General features: G+C 65.4%; 20 protein-coding genes. 5 read left to right on the forward strand and 15 right to left on the reverse strand.

Annotated features, from left to right (window positions below; translation table 11 throughout):
* Positions 1 to 101: 101 nt before the first annotated feature.
* The 3 genes from QM693_RS08630 (at position 102) to QM693_RS08640 (ending at position 2,803) form a co-directional block, all read left to right on the forward strand.
* Positions 102 to 1,295 (forward strand): NAD(P)-dependent malic enzyme, encoded by a 1,194-nt coding sequence (locus QM693_RS08630; RefSeq protein ID WP_283352005.1) that lies wholly within the window; start codon positions 102 to 104, stop codon positions 1,293 to 1,295.
* Between the two features lie 177 nt (positions 1,296 to 1,472).
* Positions 1,473 to 2,423 carry an NAD(P)H-binding protein gene (locus QM693_RS08635; RefSeq protein WP_283352006.1) on the forward strand — a complete coding sequence of 317 codons (951 nt, stop codon included), beginning with the start codon at positions 1,473 to 1,475 and terminating at the stop codon, positions 2,421 to 2,423.
* Between the two features lie 83 nt (positions 2,424 to 2,506).
* Entirely contained in the window at positions 2,507 to 2,803 is a 297-nt protein-coding gene (locus QM693_RS08640; RefSeq protein ID WP_283335398.1) for an antibiotic biosynthesis monooxygenase family protein, read from the forward strand.
* A gap of 373 nt (positions 2,804 to 3,176) precedes the next feature.
* Here QM693_RS08640 and QM693_RS08645 read toward each other — a convergent pair whose 3' ends face one another.
* The 13 genes from QM693_RS08645 to QM693_RS08705 form a co-directional block, all read right to left on the reverse strand.
* Positions 3,177 to 3,422, reverse strand: coding sequence for a hypothetical protein (locus QM693_RS08645; RefSeq protein ID WP_283335400.1), 246 nt, complete (start codon positions 3,420 to 3,422; stop codon positions 3,177 to 3,179).
* Between the two features lie 160 nt (positions 3,423 to 3,582).
* Positions 3,583 to 5,331, reverse strand: coding sequence for a sigma-54-dependent Fis family transcriptional regulator (locus QM693_RS08650; protein ID WP_283352007.1), 1,749 nt, complete (start codon positions 5,329 to 5,331; stop codon positions 3,583 to 3,585).
* Between the two features lie 102 nt (positions 5,332 to 5,433).
* Positions 5,434 to 5,742: a hypothetical protein gene (locus QM693_RS08655; protein WP_283352008.1), complete on the reverse strand. Its 309-nt coding sequence runs from the start codon at positions 5,740 to 5,742 to the stop codon at positions 5,434 to 5,436.
* A complete protein-coding gene (locus QM693_RS08660; protein ID WP_283352009.1) occupies positions 5,739 to 7,109 on the reverse strand; it encodes an FAD-binding oxidoreductase in 1,371 nt (456 codons plus the stop codon). The genes QM693_RS08655 and QM693_RS08660 overlap by 4 nt, the downstream gene beginning before the upstream one ends.
* Before the next feature lie 50 nt (positions 7,110 to 7,159).
* Positions 7,160 to 7,486, reverse strand: a complete 327-nt coding sequence (locus QM693_RS08665; RefSeq protein WP_283335406.1) for a putative quinol monooxygenase — start codon at positions 7,484 to 7,486, stop codon at positions 7,160 to 7,162.
* Positions 7,487 to 7,585: 99 nt separating this feature from the next.
* Positions 7,586 to 9,235, reverse strand: a complete 1,650-nt coding sequence (gene groL / locus QM693_RS08670; protein WP_005242375.1) for a chaperonin GroEL — start codon at positions 9,233 to 9,235, stop codon at positions 7,586 to 7,588.
* A gap of 41 nt (positions 9,236 to 9,276) precedes the next feature.
* Positions 9,277 to 10,302 (reverse strand): NAD(P)-dependent alcohol dehydrogenase, encoded by a 1,026-nt coding sequence (locus QM693_RS08675; RefSeq protein WP_280784343.1) that lies wholly within the window; start codon positions 10,300 to 10,302, stop codon positions 9,277 to 9,279.
* Positions 10,299 to 11,042 (reverse strand): iron-sulfur cluster assembly protein, encoded by a 744-nt coding sequence (locus QM693_RS08680; RefSeq protein WP_283352010.1) that lies wholly within the window; start codon positions 11,040 to 11,042, stop codon positions 10,299 to 10,301. Before QM693_RS08680 ends, QM693_RS08675 begins: the two co-directional genes overlap by 4 nt.
* Positions 11,039 to 12,085 (reverse strand): amidohydrolase family protein, encoded by a 1,047-nt coding sequence (locus QM693_RS08685; protein ID WP_283352011.1) that lies wholly within the window; start codon positions 12,083 to 12,085, stop codon positions 11,039 to 11,041. Before QM693_RS08685 ends, QM693_RS08680 begins: the two co-directional genes overlap by 4 nt.
* A 78-nt stretch (positions 12,086 to 12,163) precedes the next feature.
* A complete protein-coding gene (mimD, locus tag QM693_RS08690) occupies positions 12,164 to 12,505 on the reverse strand; it encodes a propane 2-monooxygenase effector subunit MimD (RefSeq protein ID WP_005242368.1) in 342 nt (113 codons plus the stop codon).
* Positions 12,502 to 13,608, reverse strand: coding sequence for an aromatic/alkene monooxygenase hydroxylase subunit beta (locus QM693_RS08695; protein WP_283352012.1), 1,107 nt, complete (start codon positions 13,606 to 13,608; stop codon positions 12,502 to 12,504). The genes mimD and QM693_RS08695 overlap by 4 nt, the downstream gene beginning before the upstream one ends.
* Before the next feature lie 50 nt (positions 13,609 to 13,658).
* Positions 13,659 to 14,702, reverse strand: coding sequence for a 2Fe-2S iron-sulfur cluster-binding protein (locus QM693_RS08700; RefSeq protein ID WP_283352013.1), 1,044 nt, complete (start codon positions 14,700 to 14,702; stop codon positions 13,659 to 13,661).
* An 85-nt stretch (positions 14,703 to 14,787) separates the two neighbouring features.
* Entirely contained in the window at positions 14,788 to 16,422 is a 1,635-nt protein-coding gene (locus tag QM693_RS08705; protein WP_283352014.1) for a ferritin family protein, read from the reverse strand.
* A 344-nt stretch (positions 16,423 to 16,766) separates the two neighbouring features.
* Here QM693_RS08705 and QM693_RS08710 point away from each other — a divergent pair, with 344 nt between their 5' ends.
* Both QM693_RS08710 and QM693_RS08715 read left to right on the forward strand, forming a co-directional pair.
* Positions 16,767 to 18,422, forward strand: a complete 1,656-nt coding sequence (locus tag QM693_RS08710; RefSeq protein WP_502942613.1) for a sigma-54-dependent Fis family transcriptional regulator — start codon at positions 16,767 to 16,769, stop codon at positions 18,420 to 18,422.
* A 113-nt stretch (positions 18,423 to 18,535) separates the two neighbouring features.
* Positions 18,536 to 19,993, forward strand: a complete 1,458-nt coding sequence (locus QM693_RS08715; RefSeq protein ID WP_283352015.1) for a catalase — start codon at positions 18,536 to 18,538, stop codon at positions 19,991 to 19,993.
* A gap of 89 nt (positions 19,994 to 20,082) precedes the next feature.
* Here the strand turns inward: QM693_RS08715 and QM693_RS08720 are convergent, their stop codons facing one another.
* Together QM693_RS08720 and QM693_RS08725 are read right to left on the reverse strand one after the other, a co-directional pair.
* A complete protein-coding gene (locus tag QM693_RS08720) occupies positions 20,083 to 21,243 on the reverse strand; it encodes a hypothetical protein (RefSeq protein ID WP_283352016.1) in 1,161 nt (386 codons plus the stop codon).
* Positions 21,243 to 22,193 carry a metal-dependent hydrolase gene (locus QM693_RS08725; RefSeq protein ID WP_009472926.1) on the reverse strand — a complete coding sequence of 317 codons (951 nt, stop codon included), beginning with the start codon at positions 22,191 to 22,193 and terminating at the stop codon, positions 21,243 to 21,245. Before QM693_RS08725 ends, QM693_RS08720 begins: the two co-directional genes overlap by 1 nt.
* Between the last annotated feature and the right edge of the window lie 223 nt (positions 22,194 to 22,416).

The following is a 22,416-nucleotide window of genomic DNA, read 5'->3' on the forward strand; positions in this document are numbered from 1 at the left end:
CCCTGATCGAGAGATGACCCACGCGCAATGAGCGCCGAATCAATGATCAATTCCGACGACACGCTCCCGCGGATCGTCGATAGCCAAGGAATGAGTAGACAATGACCATTGTGTCCGAACCCACCGCACCGCAGAAGGTCGAGCTGACCGACGAGGAGATCTTCGCCGGCCACATCGGGGGGAAGCTCTCGGTTGAGACCACGACCGCCCTCGATACGCAGCGCGCCCTGTCCATCGCCTACACGCCCGGCGTCGCGCAGGTCTCCCGCGCCATCGCCGCCGACGAAACCCTCGCCGACCGGTACACCTGGACCAGCCGCCTGGTGGTCGTCGTCTCCGACGGCTCCGCGGTACTCGGTCTCGGGGACATCGGCCCGCGGGCCTCGCTTCCCGTGATGGAGGGCAAGTCCGCCCTGTTCAAGAACTTCGCGGGCCTGAACTCGATCCCGCTGGTCCTGGACACCAAGGACCCCGACGAGATCGTCGAAACCCTGATCCGGCTGCGCCCGAGCTTCGGGGCGGTCAACCTGGAGGACATCTCCGCGCCGCGCTGCTTCGAGATCGAACAGCGCGTCATCGAGGCCCTGGACTGCCCGGTCATGCACGACGACCAGCACGGCACCGCCATCGTCGTCCTGGCCGCCCTCAAGGGTGCGGTCAAGGTCCAGGACCGCGACATCCACCAGCTGCGGGTCGTCATCTCCGGTGCCGGCGCCGCCGGTGTCGCCTGCGCGAACATCCTCCTCGCCGCCGGGATCGCCGATGTCACGGTGCTCGATTCGAAGGGCATCGTCTCCGCCGACCGCAAGGACCTGAACGAGGTCAAGGTCGACCTGGCCGCACGCACCAACCCGGCCGGCCGCCGCGGCGGCACCGCCGAAGCCCTCAATGGGGCGGATGTGTTCCTCGGGGTGTCCGCGGGCACCGTGCCGGAGGAGCTGATCGCGACCATGGCGCAGGATTCGATCGTGTTCGCGTTGTCGAACCCGGACCCGGAGATCCACCCGGACATCGCCCGCAAGCATGCGGCCATCGTGGCCACCGGGCGCAGTGACTTCCCGAACCAGATCAACAATGTGCTGGCCTTCCCCGGGGTGTTCCGGGGTGCGCTCGATGCCGGTGCCCGCCGGATCACCGAAGGTATGAAGCTCGCCGCCGCCGAGGCAATCCTCTCGGTCGTCGGTGACGAGCTGGCTGTAGACAAGATCGTTCCCAGCCCGCTCGATCCTCGCGTCGCCCCCGCTGTCGCGGAGGCAGTCGCCGCCGCTGCCCGTGCAGAAGGCGTCACCGACTAGAGCACCCGTGCGTGATTGACGAGTCTCTGCACTCGTCAACCACGCACGGGCGGCGGCCCTCCTGTCGTAACGTCGCAGTAGAGCGTGAAACCAGGAGGTCCACGATGGCTCCAGAGCGCATTCCAGTGTCAGGGCAGTCGCGGCGTCTGCACGCGACGCGAACAGCGAGATTCGGTCATGAGTGACCGGGCGCCGTTCCTGGTGACCGGTGTGGGCGGTGGTTACAGCAGTATCAGCCGGATGGTCGCCGAGCTGCTGCTCCGCAGTGGCGAGCCCGTGCGGGCGATGGTTCATCGCGATGACGGCCGCGCCGACGCACTACGGAAGCTGGGAGCAGACATCGTCGTCGGCGATCTGACCCGCCCCGGCGACGTCGATGCGGCGCTGACGGGCGTGACGGGCGTGACCCGGATGTTCTTCAACATGAGTGTTTCCGCGGACTATCTGGAAGCCGCCGCTGTTGTGTGCGCGATCGCCGACGAGCGGGGCGATCTCGAGGTGTTGGTGAACATGTCGCAGATGACGGTGTCGCAGATGACGTCGACCAGCACCGACGAGTCCCGGCACCAACGGCTGCACTGGCTCGCCGAGCGCATCATGAATTGGTCCGGTCTGCCCGTCGTCCACGTCAGACCCACGGTCTTCCTGGACAATCCGCTGTTCACCGTCGTGGCGAGCCGTTCCGTCGCCGAACGTGGCGTCTTGGCCTTGCCGTTCGGTACCGGCAGGACCTCGCCCGTCGCCGCCACCGACGTCGCCCGCGTCGTCGCCGCCATACTTCAGGATCCAGCAGGACGTATCGGGCAGGTCTTCGAGCTGACCGGCCCCGCCGTCCTGGACATCGACGGCCTCGCCGATCAATACACCCGGGGCTTGGGACAGTCGGTAGCGGGATCCGATTTGCCCCACGACGACTTCGTGGAGTTGTTGAGCGCCGTTCCCGGCATCTCGTCGCACACCGTGCAACACCTCCTCACCGTTGCCACACTGCACCGCGACGATCGCTACAACCGGCTGACCACCGACGTCGAGGACGTGACCGGGCAGCCCGCGCAGTCGGTCGAGCAATACATCGCCGCACACCGCGAGCTGTTCTCGAGCCCGCCGCAGCCGGGTAGTGAGGGCTGAGCATCGCCACTACTTGCGCCACCCGTTCGAGCGGCGATCACGTCGCTCGCACCCACGACCGTGCGACGTCGCATACTGTGCCGATGATCCTGGAACACGCACTGCTGACCGTGGCACCCGAACGAGTCGAGGAATTCGAATCTGCGTTCGCGCAGGCCGAGTCGATCATTTCGTCGATGCCCGGATTCCTGCGGCTGCGATTGTCACGCGGCCTCGAGCGACCGAATGTCTATCTCCTGCTGGTCGAGTGGGAAGAACTCGAAGACCACACCGAAGGCTTTCGGCAATCGGGCCGGTACCAGCAGTGGAAGGACCTGCTGCACCACTTCTACGATCCCTTCCCGTTCGTGGAGCACTATGCACCTGTCCGCGAAGTGTGATTCGACGCCTCGCCGAGGCTGGCGCAACACGCGGACACCAGTCTCGTCGTGGCGGGGCTTCCGCCGTCACCGCAGGACGGGCACACCATCGTGACGCTCCGCGCGATTTCGTCGACGGTGACGGTGAGCGGCACGGCGCACTGGCGGCACCACCTGTGTCGCGTGACGGCGTTGACGTGTGTCGGCGACGCGACGCATTGGTGAATCCACCGTCGGTGCAGCGGGCACGTCGTCCGATCATCGGGGGCCAAGGTCCGCGCATCCTCAGCGGCGTCTTCCCTGTCCAGTTGATCACGGAGCGTGGTCGCGCAGGACCTTCTCACCCCAGACGAGCGGTGGCGGGCCGGTGTGGGACGGATCGCGTAGGAGGTAGTCATGGGGTCACCTCGACGAGATCGAACCGGGAATGCAATTGCGCCCAGGTTGCCCGGCGACGGCCGTCCTGGGTGCGGTAACCGCTGCCCGGCTCCGGAACCCAGGTCCGCATCAGATCGTCACGAACCGCGGGACGGTCGGTGGGTTCGCACGTGTGCGCCAGCGCGGCGACCAACCACACCCGGGAGGTGGTGCTGCCGGGGGATACCGAGTGGGTTTCCGCGCCAAGCGGGTTCGTAATCATGGGTCGTCCTCACGTCGGTCCCGGTCGCGTCCCCGCACTCGAAAGAAGCTGGCCCTCAACGAGATGCTGATCCGCGTGGGATTCTCTGTCTGACCTCATGATCCGCCGGCTAGGGTGTGATGCGTGTCTCATTTCCTGACACCAAGTGGTGCGGGCGCCGTCAGATGTCGATGCCGAATTCCTTGATCTTGCGGTAGATGGTGGCCCGTGAGATGCCGAGAGCTGTTGCGGCGGCCTTCTTGTTGCCGTGGTTCTCCTCGAGGCTGCGCACGATGGCGTCGCGTTCGAGGGCTTCGATCTGTGTGAGTGTGTGTCGGCTCAGGGCTCGGCACATCGGGGGTAGCTGCTCGACCTCGACGACACCGGAGCGCTGACGCTGGACCACGTCGTGCAGAACCTGCCGGAGCTCGGTGACGTTGCCGGGCCAGCTGTACTTGCAGAGTTGGCGCATCGCCGCAGGCGAGAGAGACAAGTCCGCGCCGCGCCCGAGCTGTCGCAGCAAATGTGGTACCAAGCTGTGAAGATCGTCGATGCGATGACGCAGCGCGGGCATGGTGACGGTATGGCTGAAGTGGGGAAGGATCAGCGTGTCGAGGTCGGTGTTGTGATCGGTTCCGCCGATGGTCGCGCCGATCCATCCGGCGTGTTCGCGTCCTTGAACGAGGTCGGCGACAGTCCGCAGCTGCGACTCGCCGAGGAGGTCGATGTCGCGCAGGATGACGCTGAATCGGTCTTGTCCGAGTTCCTGTTCGAGTGCCGGCAGGGCGGCGCTGCCGCCCGCGAGTTCGGCCACCGTGAAGATCCGTGTGCGGATGGGAATGTGTTCGATGGCAACAGCTTTGAGAGCTGATGCGCGGCCGCTTCCGGCTTCGCCGGAGACGGTGACCCACTGTTGTTCGCGCGCGCAGCGAGCGATCTGCTGGCAACTGCGGCGCCAGGACGCGCTGGTGCCGGTGATTCCGGGCAAGACGCGGATGCTCTCCAGAGCGGGGGATCCCGATGTGGGGATCTCCAGCAGATGTACGTAGAACAAGGCCATCTGCCGTCGGGCCCCCAGCCCGAAGTCCTCGACCGAGGACAGCCGGGCCGTCTGGCCGCTGGGCAGGGCGACGATGTGTCGTTGGGTGGCCGGAGCGCCGCTCAGGTCCACGGCGTGTTCGAGCAACGCACCCTGATCCTGGGCATCCAGTGCCACGCGCAGTTTTCGGTTGACGAGAACGACGTCGTCGCCGAGCGCCAACACCCCCGTTTGGGGTGACCGTCGACAGACCTTCAGATAGGCGTTGAGTAACGCAGTCTGGTCCGCACTGGCCTGCGCCAGGAGTCGGCCTTCGATCTGAGCCGTGGCGGATTTGGCGAGGGTGGCCAACAGCGGGCCACCGTCCTCTACCCAGCCGGTGAGATCGAGCGCGCCGACGAGGGCGCCGGACATCGGATGGGTGATCGGGACACCGGCGCACGCCAGTTGCCCGAGGCAGTCGGCGTAGTGCTCGGCGCCCGTCACCAGGGTGGGCTGACGGGTTTCGAGAGTGGTGCCGATGCCGTTGGTGCCGGCGAACTCTTCCGAGTAGCTGTAACCGGGTATCAGTTGGACGTCGTCGAGTGTGCGATTGAGTCGTCGGCTGGCGGTGATCCTGGTCAAGATCACTCCGTCAGCCGAGGTCAGGATGACGCTCACCGGTTCGTCGACCAGTCCGTCCGCGAGTTGCCGCAGGACGGGTTCGGCTGCCGCGACGAGAGGGCAGTCCAGATTCGGCTCTCGTACGAACGGGAGGTCGAGTTGGTCGGGGCGCACCTTGAGCGACTTCGATCGCTGCCACGAGTACGAGATGGGCTGGCGAACGGAGCTGTCGAGGCCGTCGTCGGCGAGGAACAGCTCTCGCGCCTTCTGTAGATCCTTGCTGGTCATGCTGTATTTACGCCCCGATTCTCCACCTCTCACGTAGTTGAGGGTACGTCGTCTCGATGTGAGACGGGTCTCAATATGAGACGGGGTGGCGGAGCACCGGGATCAGCGCGGCGTCAGCCGGGATTCGCTGTCATCGACGTGGCCTTTCGACGCAGAGGAAGGGGGATGAGCGGTTCGCTGTAGCCGCTCGGTGCACACGGCGAGAAGACGGTGCCGGAGGGTGTCGTCGAGGGGCGGGAAACGTCGTCCGGCCAGGACCTTCAGGCGCTCGAAGTACTGCGCCTCGGTCCACCCGAACGTGACGAAGATGTCTTCGGCGCTGCCGCCGCCGAACACTGCCCACCGGTTGCCTAACTCCAGGACGAGGTCGTCGTCCCGCTTCGATCGGACGTGTGGTTTCGTGGGTGTCATATCGCACGTCCCGGATTGAGAATTCCGGTGGGGTCGAACGCTGCCTTGACTTCCGCCATCAGGGACCTCTCCACCGACCCGATCATGGGTTCGAGGTAGCGGCGTTTGAGGTCGCCGACGCCGTGCTCGCCCGTGATGGATCCGCCCAGCGCCAAGCATCGCGCCACCATCTCGTCGAAGGCCTGGTGGGCCCGTTCGGTGGCGTCCGGATCTGCGGCGTCGAACACGATCGTGGGGTGGAGGTTGCCGTCGGCGGCGTGCCCGAAGGTGCCGATGAGGAGGCGGTAGTGGTCGGCGATGCGGGTAATGGCGTCGAGCATGTGCGGTAGCCGGGGCACCGGCACGGCCAGGTCGTCGAGCAGAGTGCTGCCGCGGCGCTCGAGGGCGGTCAGCGCCACACTGCGGGCCTGCATGAGGGCGTCTCCTTCGGCGGGGTCGGTGCTCATGTACAGCTCGGTGGCCGCGGCGGCACGGCACGCGTCCGCGCTGCGCTGCGCTTCCGCCGGGGCTGCGTCGCCGTCGCACTGGATCAACAGCAGCGCGCCGGCCGTCTGGTCGAGACCCATGCGGGTCATGTCGTTGACGGCCGAGATGGTGGTGCGGTCCATGAGTTCCACCAGGCTCGGGTCGGCCACCGCCTGAATCGCCATCACCGCGTCGACCGCCTGGACGGGCTCGGCGAAGGCGGCGACGACGGTGGCCGTGCGTGCCGGTGGTCGACGCAGCCGCATGGTCGCCTCGACGATGACGGCCAGGGTGCCCTCGGACCCGACCAGCAGTTGGGTCAGGTTCAATCCGGCGACATTTTTGCGGGTGGCGGCGCCGGTGTGGATGATCCGGCCGTCGGCGAGCACCGCCTTGATCCGGGCGACGTGGTCGCCGGTGACCCCGTATTTCGCGCAGCATGCTCCGCCGGCATTGGTCGCGAGGTTCCCCCCGATCGTGGAGACGGCGCGACTGCCGGGGTCGGGGACGTACCAGAGTCCGCGCTCCGCGGCCGCGGCAGCGAGGACACCGTTGATCACTCCCGGCTCGACCGTGGCGGTGCGGGACTGTTCGTCGATGGTGAGGATGCGGTCGAGTTTTTCGGTGCTGAGCACGATGCAGTCGTCGATCGCGTTGGCCCCGCCGGCGAGTCCGGTGCCCGCCCCTCTCGTGACGACTGGAATGCCGTACCGGTGGGCGGTTTTCAGGGTTGTTACGACGTGGTCGGTGGTCCGGGCGCGGACCACCGCGATCGGATGCCCGGAGGGGGAGAGCATCGACTGGTCGCGGGTGTAGGCGATCATGGTGTCGCTGTCGGTCACCACGGCATCGCCCAGTGCCGCGAGCAGACCCGCGACGGGGCCGGTCGTCACCACGGTCATGCTTGTCCTTCCACAGTGATGTATTCCGTCAGGTTGTGCGCCGCACCGGGTTACCGGCTGATCTCCAGTTCGCCCATGCGGGACCAGTCGGTGCCGGGTAGGTCGGTGTGGAGGATGCGCGGTGTCTCGCTCAGTGCCGGGCGCATCGCGTCCAATCCCTTCCGGAAGTGGTCGGCAGCGACGTGGTCGGACCCGGCCTGCCCGTCCCGGAACGCCTCGATCAGCACGAACTCGGCGGGATCGTCTGCGCTGCGATGCCATTCGAACCAGAGATTGCCCGGCTCGGATCGGGTCGCGTCGGTGAACTCCTTGGTGACGAGTAACCAGTCGTTCCGGTACTTGTCGAGGACCTTGAACTTCACCACGATGAAAATCACGATGACTCACTTTCTTTCGGACGAATTCCTCACCGCCGGAACGGGGGAGTGGGTCACCGCCTCGCAGGACCGTCGAGGCGGTGACCCATCGGCTTTGCTCTAGTAGATGTTCGACGGGCGGACCATGCCTTCGGCGAGATCGCCGAAACCGGGCGCCATGATGGCACCGGGATTGCCCAGCACCTCTTCCACGACAGCGGTCTCCGTGGTGATCAGAAGTGCCGCGATCGAGGCCGCGCTCTCGAGTGCGGCGCGGGTGACCTTGAACGGGTCGATCACCCCGTCGTCGAACATGTCCCCGTATTCACCGGTGAGCGCGTTGAACCCGTGCCCGAGCGGTAAACCTGCGACCACCTCGACGACCTCGTCGCCGTCGAACCCGGCGTTGATCGCGATCCAGCGCAGCGGTTCGGCGAGAGCGCGGCGCACGACGTCACACCCGATGGCCTCGTCGCCGGTCAGGTCGAGATCGGCCAACGCCCGATGCGACTGCGCCAGCGCGGTACCACCACCGGAGACGATCCCCGCCTCCACCGCGGCGCGAGTGGCGGCCAGGGCGTCCTCGACGCGCAACATCCGCTCCTTGAGCTCGACGCTGGTCGCGCCGCCGACGCGGATGACGGCAACCCGACCGGTGAGCCGGGCGATGCGCAGTTCGAGGCTTTCCTGGTCAGCCTCGATCTTTGCGCGCTCGTGCTGGGATTCGAGCTGGGCGATGCGAGCGTCGAGCAGGCGCTGGTCCCCGTGCCCGCCGACGATCGTGGTCTCGTTCTCGGTCACGGTGATGCGATCACACGAACCGAGATGCTCGACACTGATTTCGGACAGTTCGATGCCGGTGTCCTTGGCGATCACGTGCCCACCCAGTGCCACCGCGAGGTCTTCTAGCTCGGCGACCCGGCGATGTCCGAAACCGGGGGCCCGGACGACCACCGACTGCATCGTCTTGTGCATGTTGCCGCCGACGAGAAGTTGCAGGGCCGGCCCGTCGACCTCCTCGGCCAGCACCACCAGGGGCCGGTCGGCGCGCTTGGCCACCTCGATGCTCGGCATGATGTCTTGAACCTGGGTGATCTTCTTGTTGGTCAGCAGGATCAGCGGATTGGTATGCACCGCTTCCATCCGCTCCGGGTCGGTGACCATGTAGCCGGAGATGTAGCCGTGATCGAACTCGATGCCGTCGACGATGTCGACCGACAGCCCGAGGGTGTCGCTCTCCTCGGTGGTGACGACCCCGGACTTGCCGACGTAGTCGACGGCCTTCGAGATGGCGTGCCCGATCACCTCGTCGTCGCTGGCGGCGAGAGTCGCGATCCGCTGCAGATCGCTTTGCCCGCCGATCTGGGAGGCCTGCTCGTGGAGGGAGTCGACGACCACGGACACGGCCCGTTCGATGCCGCGGCGCACCCGCATGGGGTTGGCCCCGGCGTCGACGGACCGCAGCCCCTCGCGGACCATCGCCTGGGCGAGCACGGTTGCCGTGGTGGTGCCGTCGCCGACCACACCATTGGTTTTCATCGCCACTTCCTTGACCAGCTGCGCACCCATGTTGGCGAAGGGTTCGCGGAGCTGTATCTCGCGGGCGATGGTCACGCCGTCGTTGGTGATCGTCGGTGGTCCGGTGAGCTTTTCGAGCACCGCGTTGCGCCCCTTGGGGCCGAGGGTCACCTTGACCGCGTCGGCGAGGGCGTTGACGCCGTGCTCGAGCCGCGCCCGGGCGTCCGTGTTGTACCGCAGCTCTTTTGCCATGGCTGATGTCCTTTCGTGCTTCGAGCGGAGGATGCGACGTGCTACGGGACGAGAATCGCGCGGCCGCGCACCCGGCCGGCATCGAGATCGTCGAGTGCTTGCTGGAAGTCCTCGAGCCGGTACCGGGTGGTGTGCAGGGTGACCTTGCCCTGGGCGGCAAGGGTCATGAGCTCCTGGAGGTCGTTGTAGGAGCCGACGAGATTTCCGATGAAGTTGATCTCGGTGGAGATCACATCGATCGTCGGGACGTCGATGTTCTCGCCGTACCCGACGACGTAGTAGTTCCCGGCGCGGCGCAGCATCGCGATCCCCTCTGCGGTCGCGCCGCCCTCGCCGACGAAGTCGACGACGGCTTCGGCGCCGTGACCGCCGGTCAGGTCGAGCACCTGCTGGATGTGGGTGCCGTCGGCGACGATGCCGTGGTCGGCGCCGATCTTCACGGCGAGTTCGACGGCCGCGGGGTTGCGGTCGAGCACGACCACGGTGACACCGGAGATCGCCTTCAGGACCTGAATGCCGATGTGACCGAGTCCGCCGGCCCCGATCACGACGCACACGTCTCCGGGCCGAGTCGTCTTCGCGGCCTTGGCAACGGCGTGGTACGCCGTCAGGCCCGCGTCGGCGAGGGCGGCGACGTCGGCCGGTTCGAGCGAGTCGTCGATCCGGACCACGCTGCGGGCGGTGGTGCGCAGATATTCGGCGTACCCGCCGTTGACGTCGATGCCGGGGAATGTGCTGTTCTGGCAGTGGACGTCGTCTCCGAATCGGCACGCCCGGCACAGTCCGCACGTGATGAGCGGGTGCAGAATCACCTTGTCGCCGACCGCGACATTGGTGACGGCGTCGCCCACGGCGTGGACCCAGCCGGCGTTCTCGTGGCCGATCGTGTACGGCAGCGCGACACCGGACTTCGCCTCCCACTGCCCTTCGAGGATGTGCAGATCGGTGCGGCACACACCCGCGCCGCCGATGCGCACGATGACATCGAGCGGGCCGTCGATCGTGGGTTCGGGAATGTCGGTGAGCTGCAGTTTGGTGTGGTATCCCACCACTTGCACGGCCTTCATCGCGGGCTCCTGGTTCTGAGATTGGTGATTCGCGGTGTGGCGCCGACGGATTCGCTGTCGGCGTAACGGGTGGCGAGCAGGCCGCGGCAGAAATGCGCGTTGCCTTCCATCGAAATGCGCACCGACTTGGCGAAGCGCAGCCGCATCGGCACCGATTCCGGGGCAATGCGCTTGCCGTCGTCGTCGACGAACACCCGGCTGGCCGGGCAGATGCTCAACCCGATGCCGATCCTGCGACGCAGCAGCGCGGCCTTGGCCTTCCCGGGAGCGAGGTCGCTGAGGGTGAGCCGGTAGATCTCGTTCACACCCACATCGGTGGTCTTCAGGTGCGCCTCGACACACCGCTCCATCGCCGCGGCGTGCGCCTTGGACCGGAACGTTCGGCGCAACTCGTGCAGACTCTCCTCCGCCTCGGAGCCGAACGTCCCGACGTATCCGGCGTCCGCCGCGAGACCGGCGTTGATCTTGTCGCTGTCGTGATGGTCGTCGAGCAGCACCCGCACCTCGCCGATGTCCTCGACCAGACGCAGGGCGTCGAGGGCGTCGGAGGCCATGAGGTAGGCAAAGTTCGGCGAGCAGAACGCGGTGGGCAGCCGCAGGTGCACGGTGACCCCGTCGTCATCGAGAGTGACCGACCGGACGAAGCCGAGATCGGTGATCGGCTCGTCCAGTTCCGGGTCGGCGACCGTCGACAGGGCGATCAGGACGTCCTGTTCGGTGCAGACGACGGCCGCGGTCATGACGACACGGTTTCCCGCGCCCCGGCAGCGACCTCCACACCTTCTTGCCCGGCCTGCTCGGCCAGTCGCAGGTTCGCGGGAACGTCGATGTCGTACAGCGCTGCCGCGTTGAGGCCGAGGATCTTCTGCTTCTGCTCGACGGTGATCGGGGCGTACTCGCCCTGCATGTCCTCGGGGATCTGGAAGTCGACGAACTTCTCGATCAGCCACTTCGGGGTCCACAGCGCATAGTCGCTGCCGAACAGGATCTTGTCCTCGCCGATCCAGTAGAGCAACTCGCCGATGATCTGGGCGAAGTAGCGGGGCCGGGTGTGGATGAACGGAAGGGCAACCGCCAGGCCGCCGTACACGTTCGACTCCTGGGTGGCGATCCAGCAGAAGTCCTCGAGGCGTGGCAGGCCCACGTGCTCGACGACGAACCGCAGGTCCAGGTAGTCGGTGGCGACCTTGTCGATGTCGGAGACGTCGAACGCGTCGCGGTCGAGGGGACGGATCGTCGGGCCCTTGTGGACGTGAATGTTCTTGATCCCCAACTCGATGCACTCTTCGAGGTAACGCCGCGACCACGGATCGTCGAGTTTGTAGCCGCGGGAGTCGCCGTGCCATTCGGCGGTGTAGAGCTTGACGCCCTGCAGGTTCATCCGGTCGGCGTCCTTGCGGAGCTGTTCGAGCCCGGCCTCCTCGTGACGGGGATCGTAGGCGTGGTTGTAGGTCAGTTTGCCGGGGTGCTTGGCGACCAGGGCGAGTGCTTCGTCGGTTCGCCCGAATCCGTTGTGGTAGAAGTCGCTGAGCAAGGTGGCCTGGAAGATCGCGTGGTCGACGTATCCCTCCACGAAGATGTCACGCTCGAAGCGTTCGCTGCCGTAGTACGTGTAGGTGTCGTAGTCCCACACGACCTCTTCGGGGCTGAGGTTCTTGTGATAGTCGTAGAAGCAGTCGATGAACTGCTTGCCGTGCACATTCTTCTGGTTCGACTCGCGGGCGTCCCAGACGTGTACGTGGCCGTCCACGATGAAATATTTCTGACCGTCCTTCTGATACATCGGGTCCTCGCTTGATCCTGGTTTTCGGGTGGGCTGGGGGTGTCCGGGGCCCCCTGTGTGGCCCCGGACGGCTGCGATCTACTGCGCTGTGAGGTCGAATCCGATGTACTCGGCGGCGTCCTCCGGGCTGGCGAACAGCAGGGTCTTCTCGTCGAGGTGGACCATGCGCCCGTAGTGGGTGGAGCTGATCTCCTCGAAGATGGACCCGTCGAATTCCTGACCCAGGGCGTCGGTGAGTTCCTCGTAGTCGAAGTCGAGCAGGCGCTGGCCGTCGACGCGGATCATCGACGGGTACTCGGTCAGCTCGACACCGTCCTTGGCGCCCATCACCTCCGCGACGACACGGCCGATGGGGGTGTTCATCAAGGTGACGCCACACATGTTGGAGAACTCGGTGGACGATCCGAATTGCATGCTCACTGGTCCAACTCCTTGGGGATGTCGAGCCCGAGGTCCTCGAGCAGGGAACGGAACTTGTCGGTGGCGGCGTCGAAACTGGTGGCGAAGGTGATCGCCTTGTCGGCCGGCTGTGACCAGATCGGCTGCAGCGCCCGGGCGGCGTCGAGGCACCGTGGCACCCAGATGGCGAGCCAGGTGCCGAACAGCTCCTTGTTCGCCTCCCCGTGCTCGGGGTCTCGGGTGAGCAATCGGAACAGGTTGCGGGTGTAGGCGAGGTCGCGGTCGTAGTCGTGTTCGCCGGTGCCCACGATGGTGGGCGTGATGTAGTCACCGTTCCCGGCGGCGATCTGCATGACCAGTTCGCTGCGGAACAGGGTGCCGACCAGCTGCTCGAAGACGATGTTCGAGCCGAACAGCAGCTCACACCAGTCGGGAACCGCGGTGAGCCGCTCGACGACCTCGCGGGTGGGCTGCCACTCGGGCGCGGACTGCCAGACCTCCTGGTGGGCGGTGCCGTCGAAGTTCTCGGTGGCCTCGGACAGATCCAGGTTGAACAGGGCCAGGTCTTGGGCGAAGCGCATCTTGTGGGCGGCGTTCACCGCGACGGCGGTGTTGATCATGTTCGTCGGGCAGGACCGCTGGATGGAGGTGAACACGTGCAGCGCCAACCCGTTCTCGGCGTGCATCCACGCCCCCAGGTTGCGGGAGACGAACGTCAGCCACGGCGTGTTCCAGCCGTCGTAGACCCGGGCACGCTTGGCGTTGGACAGGCACAACTCCACCTGGTGGACCACCTTGGAGTTGTTGCGGTAGATGGTCTGGTCCCATTCCTCGTTCGGATCGAGGAAGGCGTGCCAATTCGACGACTTCGCGGCCGTCCACTCCTGCGGATAGCCGCCGGGACCGTCACCGAAGCCGTAGATCCAGCCCTGGGAGAGGTGGCGGTCGGGATCGGGCTGCACGTCGACGGTCACGTCCTCGTACATCGTCGACCTCTTCTTGGCCGGCGTGTAGTAGGTGAAGGTGCGGCTGCGGGAGCTGGGGAACTCCAGCGCACCGGCTTCGGAGTCGGTGAACTCGATCTTCGGGAAGCTGCGTTGGTTGGACTCGGCGGTTGCGGTCATCTCGTTTCTCAGTTCTGTCGGTGAAGCAGGAAGGTGGTTTCCCAGGACGTCTACTCGAAGGCGGGGCTGGTGAACTTGTCGTAGAAGATCTGGTCTTTCGGGGTGTCGTTCGCCTCGAGCAGTTCCAGGGCGGCGTCGACCATCGGCGGCGGCCCGCACAGGTACACCTCGGTCCGGCCGATGTCCGGTTCGCGGCGGCCGACGACATCGGTGACGTTGCCGTCCTCGACGGCGATCGCACCCACCGGCGGCGGGTCCATCGATTCCGAGAGGCAGGCCACGAACGTGAAACCCGTCAATCCTCGTCCGAGTTCGAGGATCTCGTCGACGTAGAACAGGTCCTGTGGGGTGCGGGCACCGTAGTAGAAGTGCACCTGCCGGGTGTTGCCCGTCTCGCTCATGTGCCGCAGCAACGAAAGAAGCGGAGCCATCCCCGCGCCGCCGCCGATGAAGACCATCGGAAGGACATGGCCTTCCTTGATGGTGAACGACCCGTACGGTCCGGTCAGGGCGATCTCGTCGCCCACCGAGATCCCGTCCTCGAGCAGCCCGGCGAACTTGCCACCGGGGTATTTCTTGATGAGGAACTCGACATGCCCCGGCGTCGATCGGGTCGTCGCCATGGAGAAGGACCGATGCTGCTCGGTGCCCGGGATGTGCAGGTCGGAGTACTGACCGGGTTTGAATTCGTATCCCGCCGGTTCGACCGGAGCCAGCCGGAGCGACACGATGTCCTTGGTCATCGGCTCGATCCCGGTCACCCGAGTGCGCACATCCTGGATGGGGACACCGCCGAGAAGTTCGTCCTCGTCGAAATTGAGCAGCTCGATGGTGCAGTCGCTGTACGCAGTCGAGCGGCAGAGCAGGACGTGTCCCTCGTCGACCTCGGCGTCGTTGCACGCAAACGTCGAGTAGTCCTCCATCTGGATATCGCCGTCGAGGACAAAGGATTTGCAGGCCGAGCAGCGTCCCTCGCGGCAGCCGTGCATCAGGTGGATGCCTTGCCGGAACGCGGCATCTAGGATGTACTCGTCTTCGCCGACTTCCATCTCGATGTCGACGGGCTCGAAGTTGATACGGTGCTTGTCGGCCACGGGGTCTCTCCTGGACTCGTGAAAATGAATGGTGAAGCGGTGGGTGGCGCCGGAGTGGCCGCGGCGCCACCCACCGAGCCTGGGATCAGGCCGGAACTGTGCCGCCGGCGCGGTACGCGGCGATGTGCGCGTTGCGTTCGGCGTCGGACATCTCGTTCAAGAGCACGTTCGGGCTCTGGAAGGTGTTGCCCCGCACGTCGTCGAGAGTCCACATCTTCTTCGGATCGTCCAGATCGAGGTGCGGCTGGCCGACCAGGGTCTTGCCGTCGTCGCGGACGTAGCCGAGATCGGAGACGATGTCGGCGAGGTCCTTGCCGTGATGCAGGGTTTCCCACTCCCGGAATCCGGTGAGCCGGCCCATGTTCGGGGTCGGTCGGCCCTGGTACTCGCTGCGGAACGCGACGGCGTCGGTCCAGTAGCAGGTTTCCGAGCAGTAGGTCCGCCACTGGTCGTCGACCTTCTCCACGACCATGTCCTCACGGATGAGGGCGGGAACCATGCAGGTCCAGCAGCGGTGCGGGTACTGGTATCCGACCTCCTCGAACGCGATCGGTTTGTTGCGGCCGGGGTAGGCGAGCCGGTTGTACTCCTCCCACCACTTTCCGTACTTCGAGTACCAGCCCGGGTACTTGTGCTCGAACCACTCGAAGTCCTTGTCGGTCATCGCGTCGATTCGCCAGTAGTTCACCGGCCATCCGGTGGCGAAGAACCGGGCCACCTCGTGGACGTAGCCTTTGTCGGTGATCCGCTTCCACGCCTCCTCCACCAGGTCGTGCGGGATCGTCAGTCCGTACTTCTCGAGCGGGATGAGGTAGCTGCGGTAGTAGTCGTCGTAGATCCACCGCCGCCACATCTCGGCGTAGCTTTCCCGGTCCTTGCGGCGGTCCTTCGTGCCGTACTCGATGAAGGTGCCGATCGCGGCGTCGACGACGCAGTGGTTGTTCCACCACGCGTACCGCAGGTCACGTTCGAGCAGTGGACGGTTGCGCTCGTCGGCGAGTGCCATCAGCAGGATCGAGTAGCCGTTGGAGATGTGCCGCGACTCGTCCGACTGCACCGAGTGGAAGACCGTCGGCAACAGGTAGTCACCGTTGGCGGCCGCCTCGTCGGGCATGGCTACGAACAGGGTGTTGGTGAACGCCGTCTCGGCGACCACGGTCAGGTAGATGTTCGCCGCGGTGATCGCGTCGCCGGTGATGAACCCTTCACCGAACTGCCTGCCGATGGTGCCCGCGTAGTTGTTCGCGAACGCCTTCTCGGTCATGTCGAAACCGGCGGGATCGATGTAGTTGTTCATGTACAGCTTCTTGAGGTTCATCTGGATCGTCGAGTGACGAACCTCGTCGATCATCTGCACCGCCAGCCCGTTGTGGATTTCCGGGTTGGGGACGGCGTCGATGGCCATCGGCATCGCTCGGGCTGCCGAGATCTCCGGGAACGGAATGATCGACAGGAACAGCTTCTGCCACTCGAGCCACCGCTGCTGCACCTGCCGGAACATGTTGCCGCGGATGGCACCGTCCATGGCGCCGTACACGCGGTTGTCCTTCTCTTCCTCCATCGGGAAGTAGGACCGCATGATCTGTTTGAGAGGATCCTTCTTCGGAGCCTTCTCGAAGGTGTAGTCGGTGCCGAACCGGGTGGCCGGGGTTGCGAATGTCGGATCCCATGACAGTTCGGTGATTTTCGCGTGGGCCTTTGTCAGGCTTTGCCTACTCAATGTGCGCCTCCTGGATCGTGAGCCGGCCGGGTGCCGGCTGTGGGGGGACGTTGTGGAAGTTGATTGAACCCCGTGACCCAGCTCTCATCCGTCTCAGTGTGAGACGCAGGTCACCTTTGGGTGGGTGGTGGCTGCCTACACTTGCCCCGCGCCGCGGCAGACCCATGCAGCCCTCGATCAGTCGACCCAGGAGACCCGAGCGAGTGACCCCACAGCCCACCAGCACGTCACACCACCGCACGACGCCGAAGTCGAACTCGGACTCGGACTCGGACTCCGAGGGGGCTCCGGCCTCGAGTTCGCCTGCGGCATCGGACTACCTTCGTCTGAGTAATTGGCTCCGGGTGTCCTGGTCGCGATCTCGGCAGGCGTTGGGCGACGACGACCGGCCCGCCGCCGCGTACGTCGAGCGCGCGGCCGCCGATACGGTGCTCGAGCGCGCCGCCCGATCCGTGCTGCCCGACGTGACCACCGCCATCGAAAACGAGCCGGTATCACTGATTCTCACCGATGCGAACGGCATCGTCCTCTCCCGCACCGGTGGCGACAGCGCCTTGTTCACCGCACTCGACCGAGTCGACCTCGCCCCGGGCTTTCGCTACGCGGAGACCCAGGTCGGCACCAATGGAATCGGTACCGCGCTCGAGGTCGGCCGACCTCTCCTCGTGGACGGAGACCAGCACTTCAGTGGTCCGCTGCGGTCCTTCTCCTGCGCGGGAGCGCCGGTGACGCACCCCATGACCGGAGCGATTCTCGGTGTCGTGGACCTGACCACCGCCGCGCAGAATTCCAACACCCTGCTGCTGTCCTTCGCCACACTTGCCGCAGCCCGCCTTCGCGAGCGCATGCTCGACGACGCAACCGAACTGGACCGGGCGATCTTCAGTGCGTACCGGTCCGCATGCCGGCGCTCCAGCCGACCCGTCGTCGCTGTCGGTGACGAGGTCGTGATGATGAACTCGCTGACCCGGCAACAATTCGACTCACCAGACCAGATGGCGATCCTCGAACGCACCCGAGACATCGGCGGCGAAACGGCACCGGTCACGATCCTCACCGACCTGCCCAGCGGAACGGTCGCACGCCTGAGTTACGAGCCGGCATTCACCGGTAGCCGGCTGGCCGGAGGTGTTGTTCGGATCACGAAACAGGTTGCTTCGCAGCGTCTTTCCACTCCGAAGGTGAATGTTCCCACCCCGCCCGCGATCGCCGGTGCCAGCCCGCTCTGGCGGCACACGGTCCAGGCGGTCGTCGACGCCTGCCGACGACAGGACTGGCTCGTCCTCGACGGAGAACCCGGCGTCGGCAAGACCGCCCTGATCCGAGCGGCGCACCAACTCGTACCGGACCGCGGACTCGCCGTACTCGACGCCACCGCACTCGGCGACGATCTCCTCACCGAGGCCTCCGACGAACTCGACAGCGGATCCGACCTGGCAATACTGCACGCACACGCCCTGAACGACGCTCATCTCGCCGCGCTCGCGGACCTACTGCAGGGCCCCGAGGCGCAGGAGCCACCTCGCAGACCGTGGGTGGTGCTCACCCGGTATCCCCAGGACTCGACCGACACCACTCCACTGCTGCGCATGTTCCCCAAGTCGGTCACGGTGCCACCCCTACGGCACCACCTGGACGACATTCCGGATCTTGTGCGCAGCCTCCTCGACACCCTGGGGGCCACCGGCCTCACCCTGGCTCCAGCCGCCTCGAATCAGCTCGCGCGTCTGGCGTGGCGCGGAAACGTCACCCAGCTGAAGAAGGTTCTCGAGGACACTTGCCGGCGGCAACGGGCCGGTGTCGTCGAAATCGACACCCTGCCTCCCGCATGCCGTTCCACCACACGCCGAACGTTGACCAGGATGCAGGCGCTCGAGAGGGACGCGATCGTGGACGCGCTCGCGCTTCATGCCGGCGACAAGACGGCCGCCGCCACCGCCATCGGCATGTCCCGAGCGACGATCTACCGCAAGATCCGCGAATTCGGCATCGTGCTCTGACCGACCGTACCGCGGGAATGTCAGATTGAGACATCGCTGCGCTCTCCCTCGAGGGATGCTCTCGCCGAACCACATTCACCCGCCCAGACTCGGGTGTCAGACAGGAGAAATCGATGACCAACCCGAACGGACTCACCACAGTCGCCGGTGCGCCGGTACCCGACAACCAGAACAGCCTCACCGCCGGCGCACGCGGTCCGATGCTCCTGCAAGACGTCTGGCTTCTCGAGAAACTCGCGCACTTCGACCGCGAAGTCATCCCCGAACGCCGCATGCACGCCAAAGGTTCGGCCGCGTTCGGCACCTTCCGCGTCACCCACGACATCACCGCACACACCAACGCCGCCGTATTCTCGGAGATCGGCAAGCAGACCGAGGTATTCCTGCGTTTCTCCACGGTCGCCGGCGAGCGCGGCGCCGCCGACGCCGAACGCGACATCCGCGGATTCGCCGTCCGCTTCTACACCGAGCAAGGCAACTGGGATGTCGTCGGCAACAACACCCCCGTCTTCTTCTTCCGTGACCCCCTCAAGTTCCCCGACCTCAACCACGCGGTCAAGCGCGATCCGAAGACGAACCTGCGCTCGGCGGAGAACAACTGGGACTTCTGGACCAATCTCCCGGAGGCGCTGCACCAGATCACCATCGTGATGTCCGACCGCGGCATCCCCGACGGCTACCGGCACATGCACGGTTTCGGGTCACACACCTTCTCGTTCGTCAACGACGCCGGGGAACGCTCCTGGGTGAAGTTCCACTTCCGCACTCAGCAGGGCATCAAGAACCTCACCGACGAAGAGGCTGCCGTCGTCGTCGCCGGCGATCGCGAGTCGGCGCAGCGCGATCTCTTCAATGCAATCGAGGAGGGCAATTACCCGAAGTGGACCCTTTTCGTGCAGATCATGCCGGAAGCCGACGCCCAGACCTACCGCTATCATCCCTTCGACCTCACCAAGGTGTGGTCCAAGAAGGACTATCCGCTCATCGAGGTCGGGGAACTCGAACTCGACCGCAACCCGGAGAATTACCACGCCGACGTCGAGCAGGCGGCCTTCTCCCCGGCGAACATCGTCCCCGGCATCGGGTTCTCACCGGACCGCATGCTGCAAGGCCGGCTGTTCTCCTACGGCGACGCCGCCCGCTACCGGCTCGGCGTCAACCACCACCAGATCCCGGTCAACAGTCCCAGAGGGGCAACCCACGTCAATTCGTTCCACCGTGACGGCGTCATGCGGGTCGACGGCAACCAGGGCAGCGTCCCGAGCATCGAACCCAACTCACACGGCCGCTTCGCCGACCAGCGGAGCTACGCCGAACCGCCACTCGAAGTCGGCGTGGTCGCCGACCGGTTCGACTACCGAGCAGACGACGACAACTACTTCGAACAGCCCGGCAACCTCTTCCGCAGCATGACTGCCGAACAGCAGACGGTGCTGTTCGAGAACACCGCCCGTGCCATCACCGGAGCGTCGGCTGCCGTCATCGAGCGCCACATCGCCAACTGCACCCAAGCAGACCCCGCCTACGGCGAAGGCGTGCGAAAGGCCTGTGAAGCGCTCGGCGCCTTGTAGTTCGCGCATCCCAGCCCGTGATCTGCGCGCATCACCGCGGATCACGGGCTGGGGTCGCACCGGCCAAGCAGTCGCTCCCGTCGTCGCGCCTATCGGACCGCGTTCGGCACCGCACCCTCACCGGAGACCGGGCCGCGTCCGTCAGCGGCCCCCCGCGGCACCGTGAAGGTGGCGGCGACGCACAGAATCGCAATCGCGAAGCAGGCGATGGTGTACCAGAGATTTCCGATGGGATCGCCGTTGCTCGTGACGCCGTCGACGGCGCCGAAGTAGCTGGGCAACGCGGTCACCCACAGAATGCCCACCACACCGAGGTACACCACACTGTAGACACGGACGAAATCGTTCGAGTAGGCGGGAACGTCCGACGTCCCCCGTCGAAGCCGTGACCACTGCCGGACCAGGATCGGAATCGCGACGAGCACGATGACGATCAGTTCGGCCGCGTAGAGAATTCCCCGGACCGTGGTGCTCTCCATTCCGAGGACCGTCGCCGGGATCGGGAGGATGAACGTGCCCGCCGACGCCAGGAGACCGATCACGATCGTGCGCCACACCAGTTCGAGTCCGGTGAAGTCCCGGCCCCGGTCGGCGTAGCGGCCCACGAAGAACTGAACGCACAGGGCCAGCGACATGGGCCACAGGGCCGCGAACACCACCACGCTCGGCAGTGGGACCGAGTCGAACATGGGCTGGTTGACCGGGTTGGTGGTCGACCATTCCCACCACCTCAGCTGCGGTCCGAGCTGGTCGAAGATCTCGTAGAACGCGTGGTGCACGAAGCCCACACAGACCGCGCCGACGAGTACCCCGTACTTCCGGAAGACGCCGAGCATCCGGACGAGCTCGAAGGCAAGCGTGGCCATCAGCGGATAAATCGCGATGATGTACAGCGGTAGCCGGCCCCACAGGAAGTCCACGGTGAACACGTTGTGCGCGAACATCGTGTCCACGTGCTCTTCGATCCCGAAGGCCGCCGGAAAGTACAGCGGTGGCTCGATGACGAACAGGTACGCCGTGGCGCCGAACCAGAGCACCAGGTTGGTCGGATCGCCGTTGCGGCGCCAGCGCAGGATCGCGAATACGAGCGCGAGCACCGACCCGACCACGATGGTGAGCTCGAGAACCGGCAGGGTCCAGTTCTCCAGCGCCGACGGGCTACGGACCTCGACGAGTCCGCCGGCCTCGGCGCACGAGAAGCCGAGCGCTGCCGAGAGTTGGTCGAAGGTGGGTGAGCAGAGGTCGGCCATCAGTTGACCACCGCCGGGACGGGATCGGTCCGGCGTTCGCGTGAGTCCGCGGTGTACCACCGGGTGCAGTCGTAGCCTGCGTCGTATCGGGCGAACCACTCGTCGGCGAGCGCGGGCAGCTTTTCGTGGGTGGGGTCGTGTTTCGGCATCTGACTACGGACGATGCCGGCCAGTGCGGTGAGCTGTTCACCGCGCGGGAGGTCGTCGAACGCACGCGGCATGACGCCTTTGCTCAGGTAGGGCGCGAACGACGTGAGCAGTTTCTGCTTCGTGCGGTGCGTGGCGAACATCGACATCGAATCGACCTTCCGCTCCCTGATCGGCACGTGCTGATTGAAGCCGGCGCAGGCGATCCGCATCACCTTCATCACATGTGCGAAGATCGACGGCGCCATCCGCATCCGGTACAGCTCTTCCCCGACAAGGGAATTGAAGATGATCATCGCGGAACTCCGGTGTTCGACCTCTTCGACGAAATGCCAGATGAACAGGGACGCGACGCGGTCGTCTCCCGGTCGGAAGAGGGTCGCGTCGTTGTCGAGCATCAGTTTGAACACCGGCGTGAAGGTTGCCTCCAGATCCGCGGTGTAGGCGAGTCGGTAGTTCAGGGTCGTCGCCTCGGTGAGGAGGTCGTACTCGCCGATCACGGCGTCCAGGGTGTTCTGGAGCCCCGGGTATCGCTTGATCAGGGCTTTGACGTGCTGGCGATGCGCGGTCGAGTGGTGACCCTCCTGACGCATGAACGCCATGGCCTCTTCTGCGACCTCGGGGTCGGTCATCCGTGGTTTTGCCTGCATGATCGCCTTGACGATCATCTTCTCGAAGCCGACGGCCAGGAACGAGATCGCATTCGACATGTTCGACCAGGCCGGGTTGTCGGGGTTCCAGAGGAACGGGACGTCCTGTTCGTCGAACGCGAAATCCATCTTTCTGGGGTGCAGGTCGGTCATGTGGGATACCTCGTCTCGTGCGACATGAGTGGGCTGCAGCCTCTGGGCAGGTAGAGACCCGAGCGTTTAACAACATACACACATCGATGGGTTTGTATGATTAAGTTTCTCAAGCAACGGGTTACCGATCTGAACAATTCGGTTTTGCGCATGCCAACGAGCCTCGGTCGCGGCTCCATCAACGATGGGGTGCCGGTCACCGATCGCGATGCGGTCCCGCGCC

Source organism: Rhodococcus sp. IEGM 1305, assembly GCF_030058635.1.
Lineage (GTDB): Bacteria > Actinomycetota > Actinomycetes > Mycobacteriales > Mycobacteriaceae > Rhodococcus_F > Rhodococcus_F opacus_D.

Excerpts from the sequence above, each read along its gene's own strand:
- QM693_RS08630 (WP_283352005.1), top strand. The coding sequence starts at position 102 with ATGACCATTGTGTCCGAACCCACCGCACCGCAGAAGGTCGAGCTGACC.
- QM693_RS08635 (WP_283352006.1), top strand. The coding sequence starts at position 1,473 with ATGAGTGACCGGGCGCCGTTCCTGGTGACCGGTGTGGGCGGTGGTTAC.
- QM693_RS08640 (WP_283335398.1), top strand. The coding sequence starts at position 2,507 with ATGATCCTGGAACACGCACTGCTGACCGTGGCACCCGAACGAGTCGAG.
- QM693_RS08645 (WP_283335400.1), bottom strand. The coding sequence starts at position 3,422 with ATGATTACGAACCCGCTTGGCGCGGAAACCCACTCGGTATCCCCCGGC.
- QM693_RS08650 (WP_283352007.1), bottom strand. The coding sequence starts at position 5,331 with ATGACCAGCAAGGATCTACAGAAGGCGCGAGAGCTGTTCCTCGCCGAC.
- QM693_RS08655 (WP_283352008.1), bottom strand. The coding sequence starts at position 5,742 with ATGACACCCACGAAACCACACGTCCGATCGAAGCGGGACGACGACCTC.
- QM693_RS08660 (WP_283352009.1), bottom strand. The coding sequence starts at position 7,109 with ATGACCGTGGTGACGACCGGCCCCGTCGCGGGTCTGCTCGCGGCACTG.
- groL (WP_005242375.1), bottom strand. The coding sequence starts at position 9,235 with ATGGCAAAAGAGCTGCGGTACAACACGGACGCCCGGGCGCGGCTCGAG.
- QM693_RS08675 (WP_280784343.1), bottom strand. The coding sequence starts at position 10,302 with ATGAAGGCCGTGCAAGTGGTGGGATACCACACCAAACTGCAGCTCACC.
- QM693_RS08680 (WP_283352010.1), bottom strand. The coding sequence starts at position 11,042 with ATGACCGCGGCCGTCGTCTGCACCGAACAGGACGTCCTGATCGCCCTG.
- QM693_RS08685 (WP_283352011.1), bottom strand. The coding sequence starts at position 12,085 with ATGTATCAGAAGGACGGTCAGAAATATTTCATCGTGGACGGCCACGTA.
- QM693_RS08695 (WP_283352012.1), bottom strand. The coding sequence starts at position 13,608 with ATGACCGCAACCGCCGAGTCCAACCAACGCAGCTTCCCGAAGATCGAG.
- QM693_RS08715 (WP_283352015.1), top strand. The coding sequence starts at position 18,536 with ATGACCAACCCGAACGGACTCACCACAGTCGCCGGTGCGCCGGTACCC.
- QM693_RS08720 (WP_283352016.1), bottom strand. The coding sequence starts at position 21,243 with ATGGCCGACCTCTGCTCACCCACCTTCGACCAACTCTCGGCAGCGCTC.
- QM693_RS08725 (WP_009472926.1), bottom strand. The coding sequence starts at position 22,193 with ATGACCGACCTGCACCCCAGAAAGATGGATTTCGCGTTCGACGAACAG.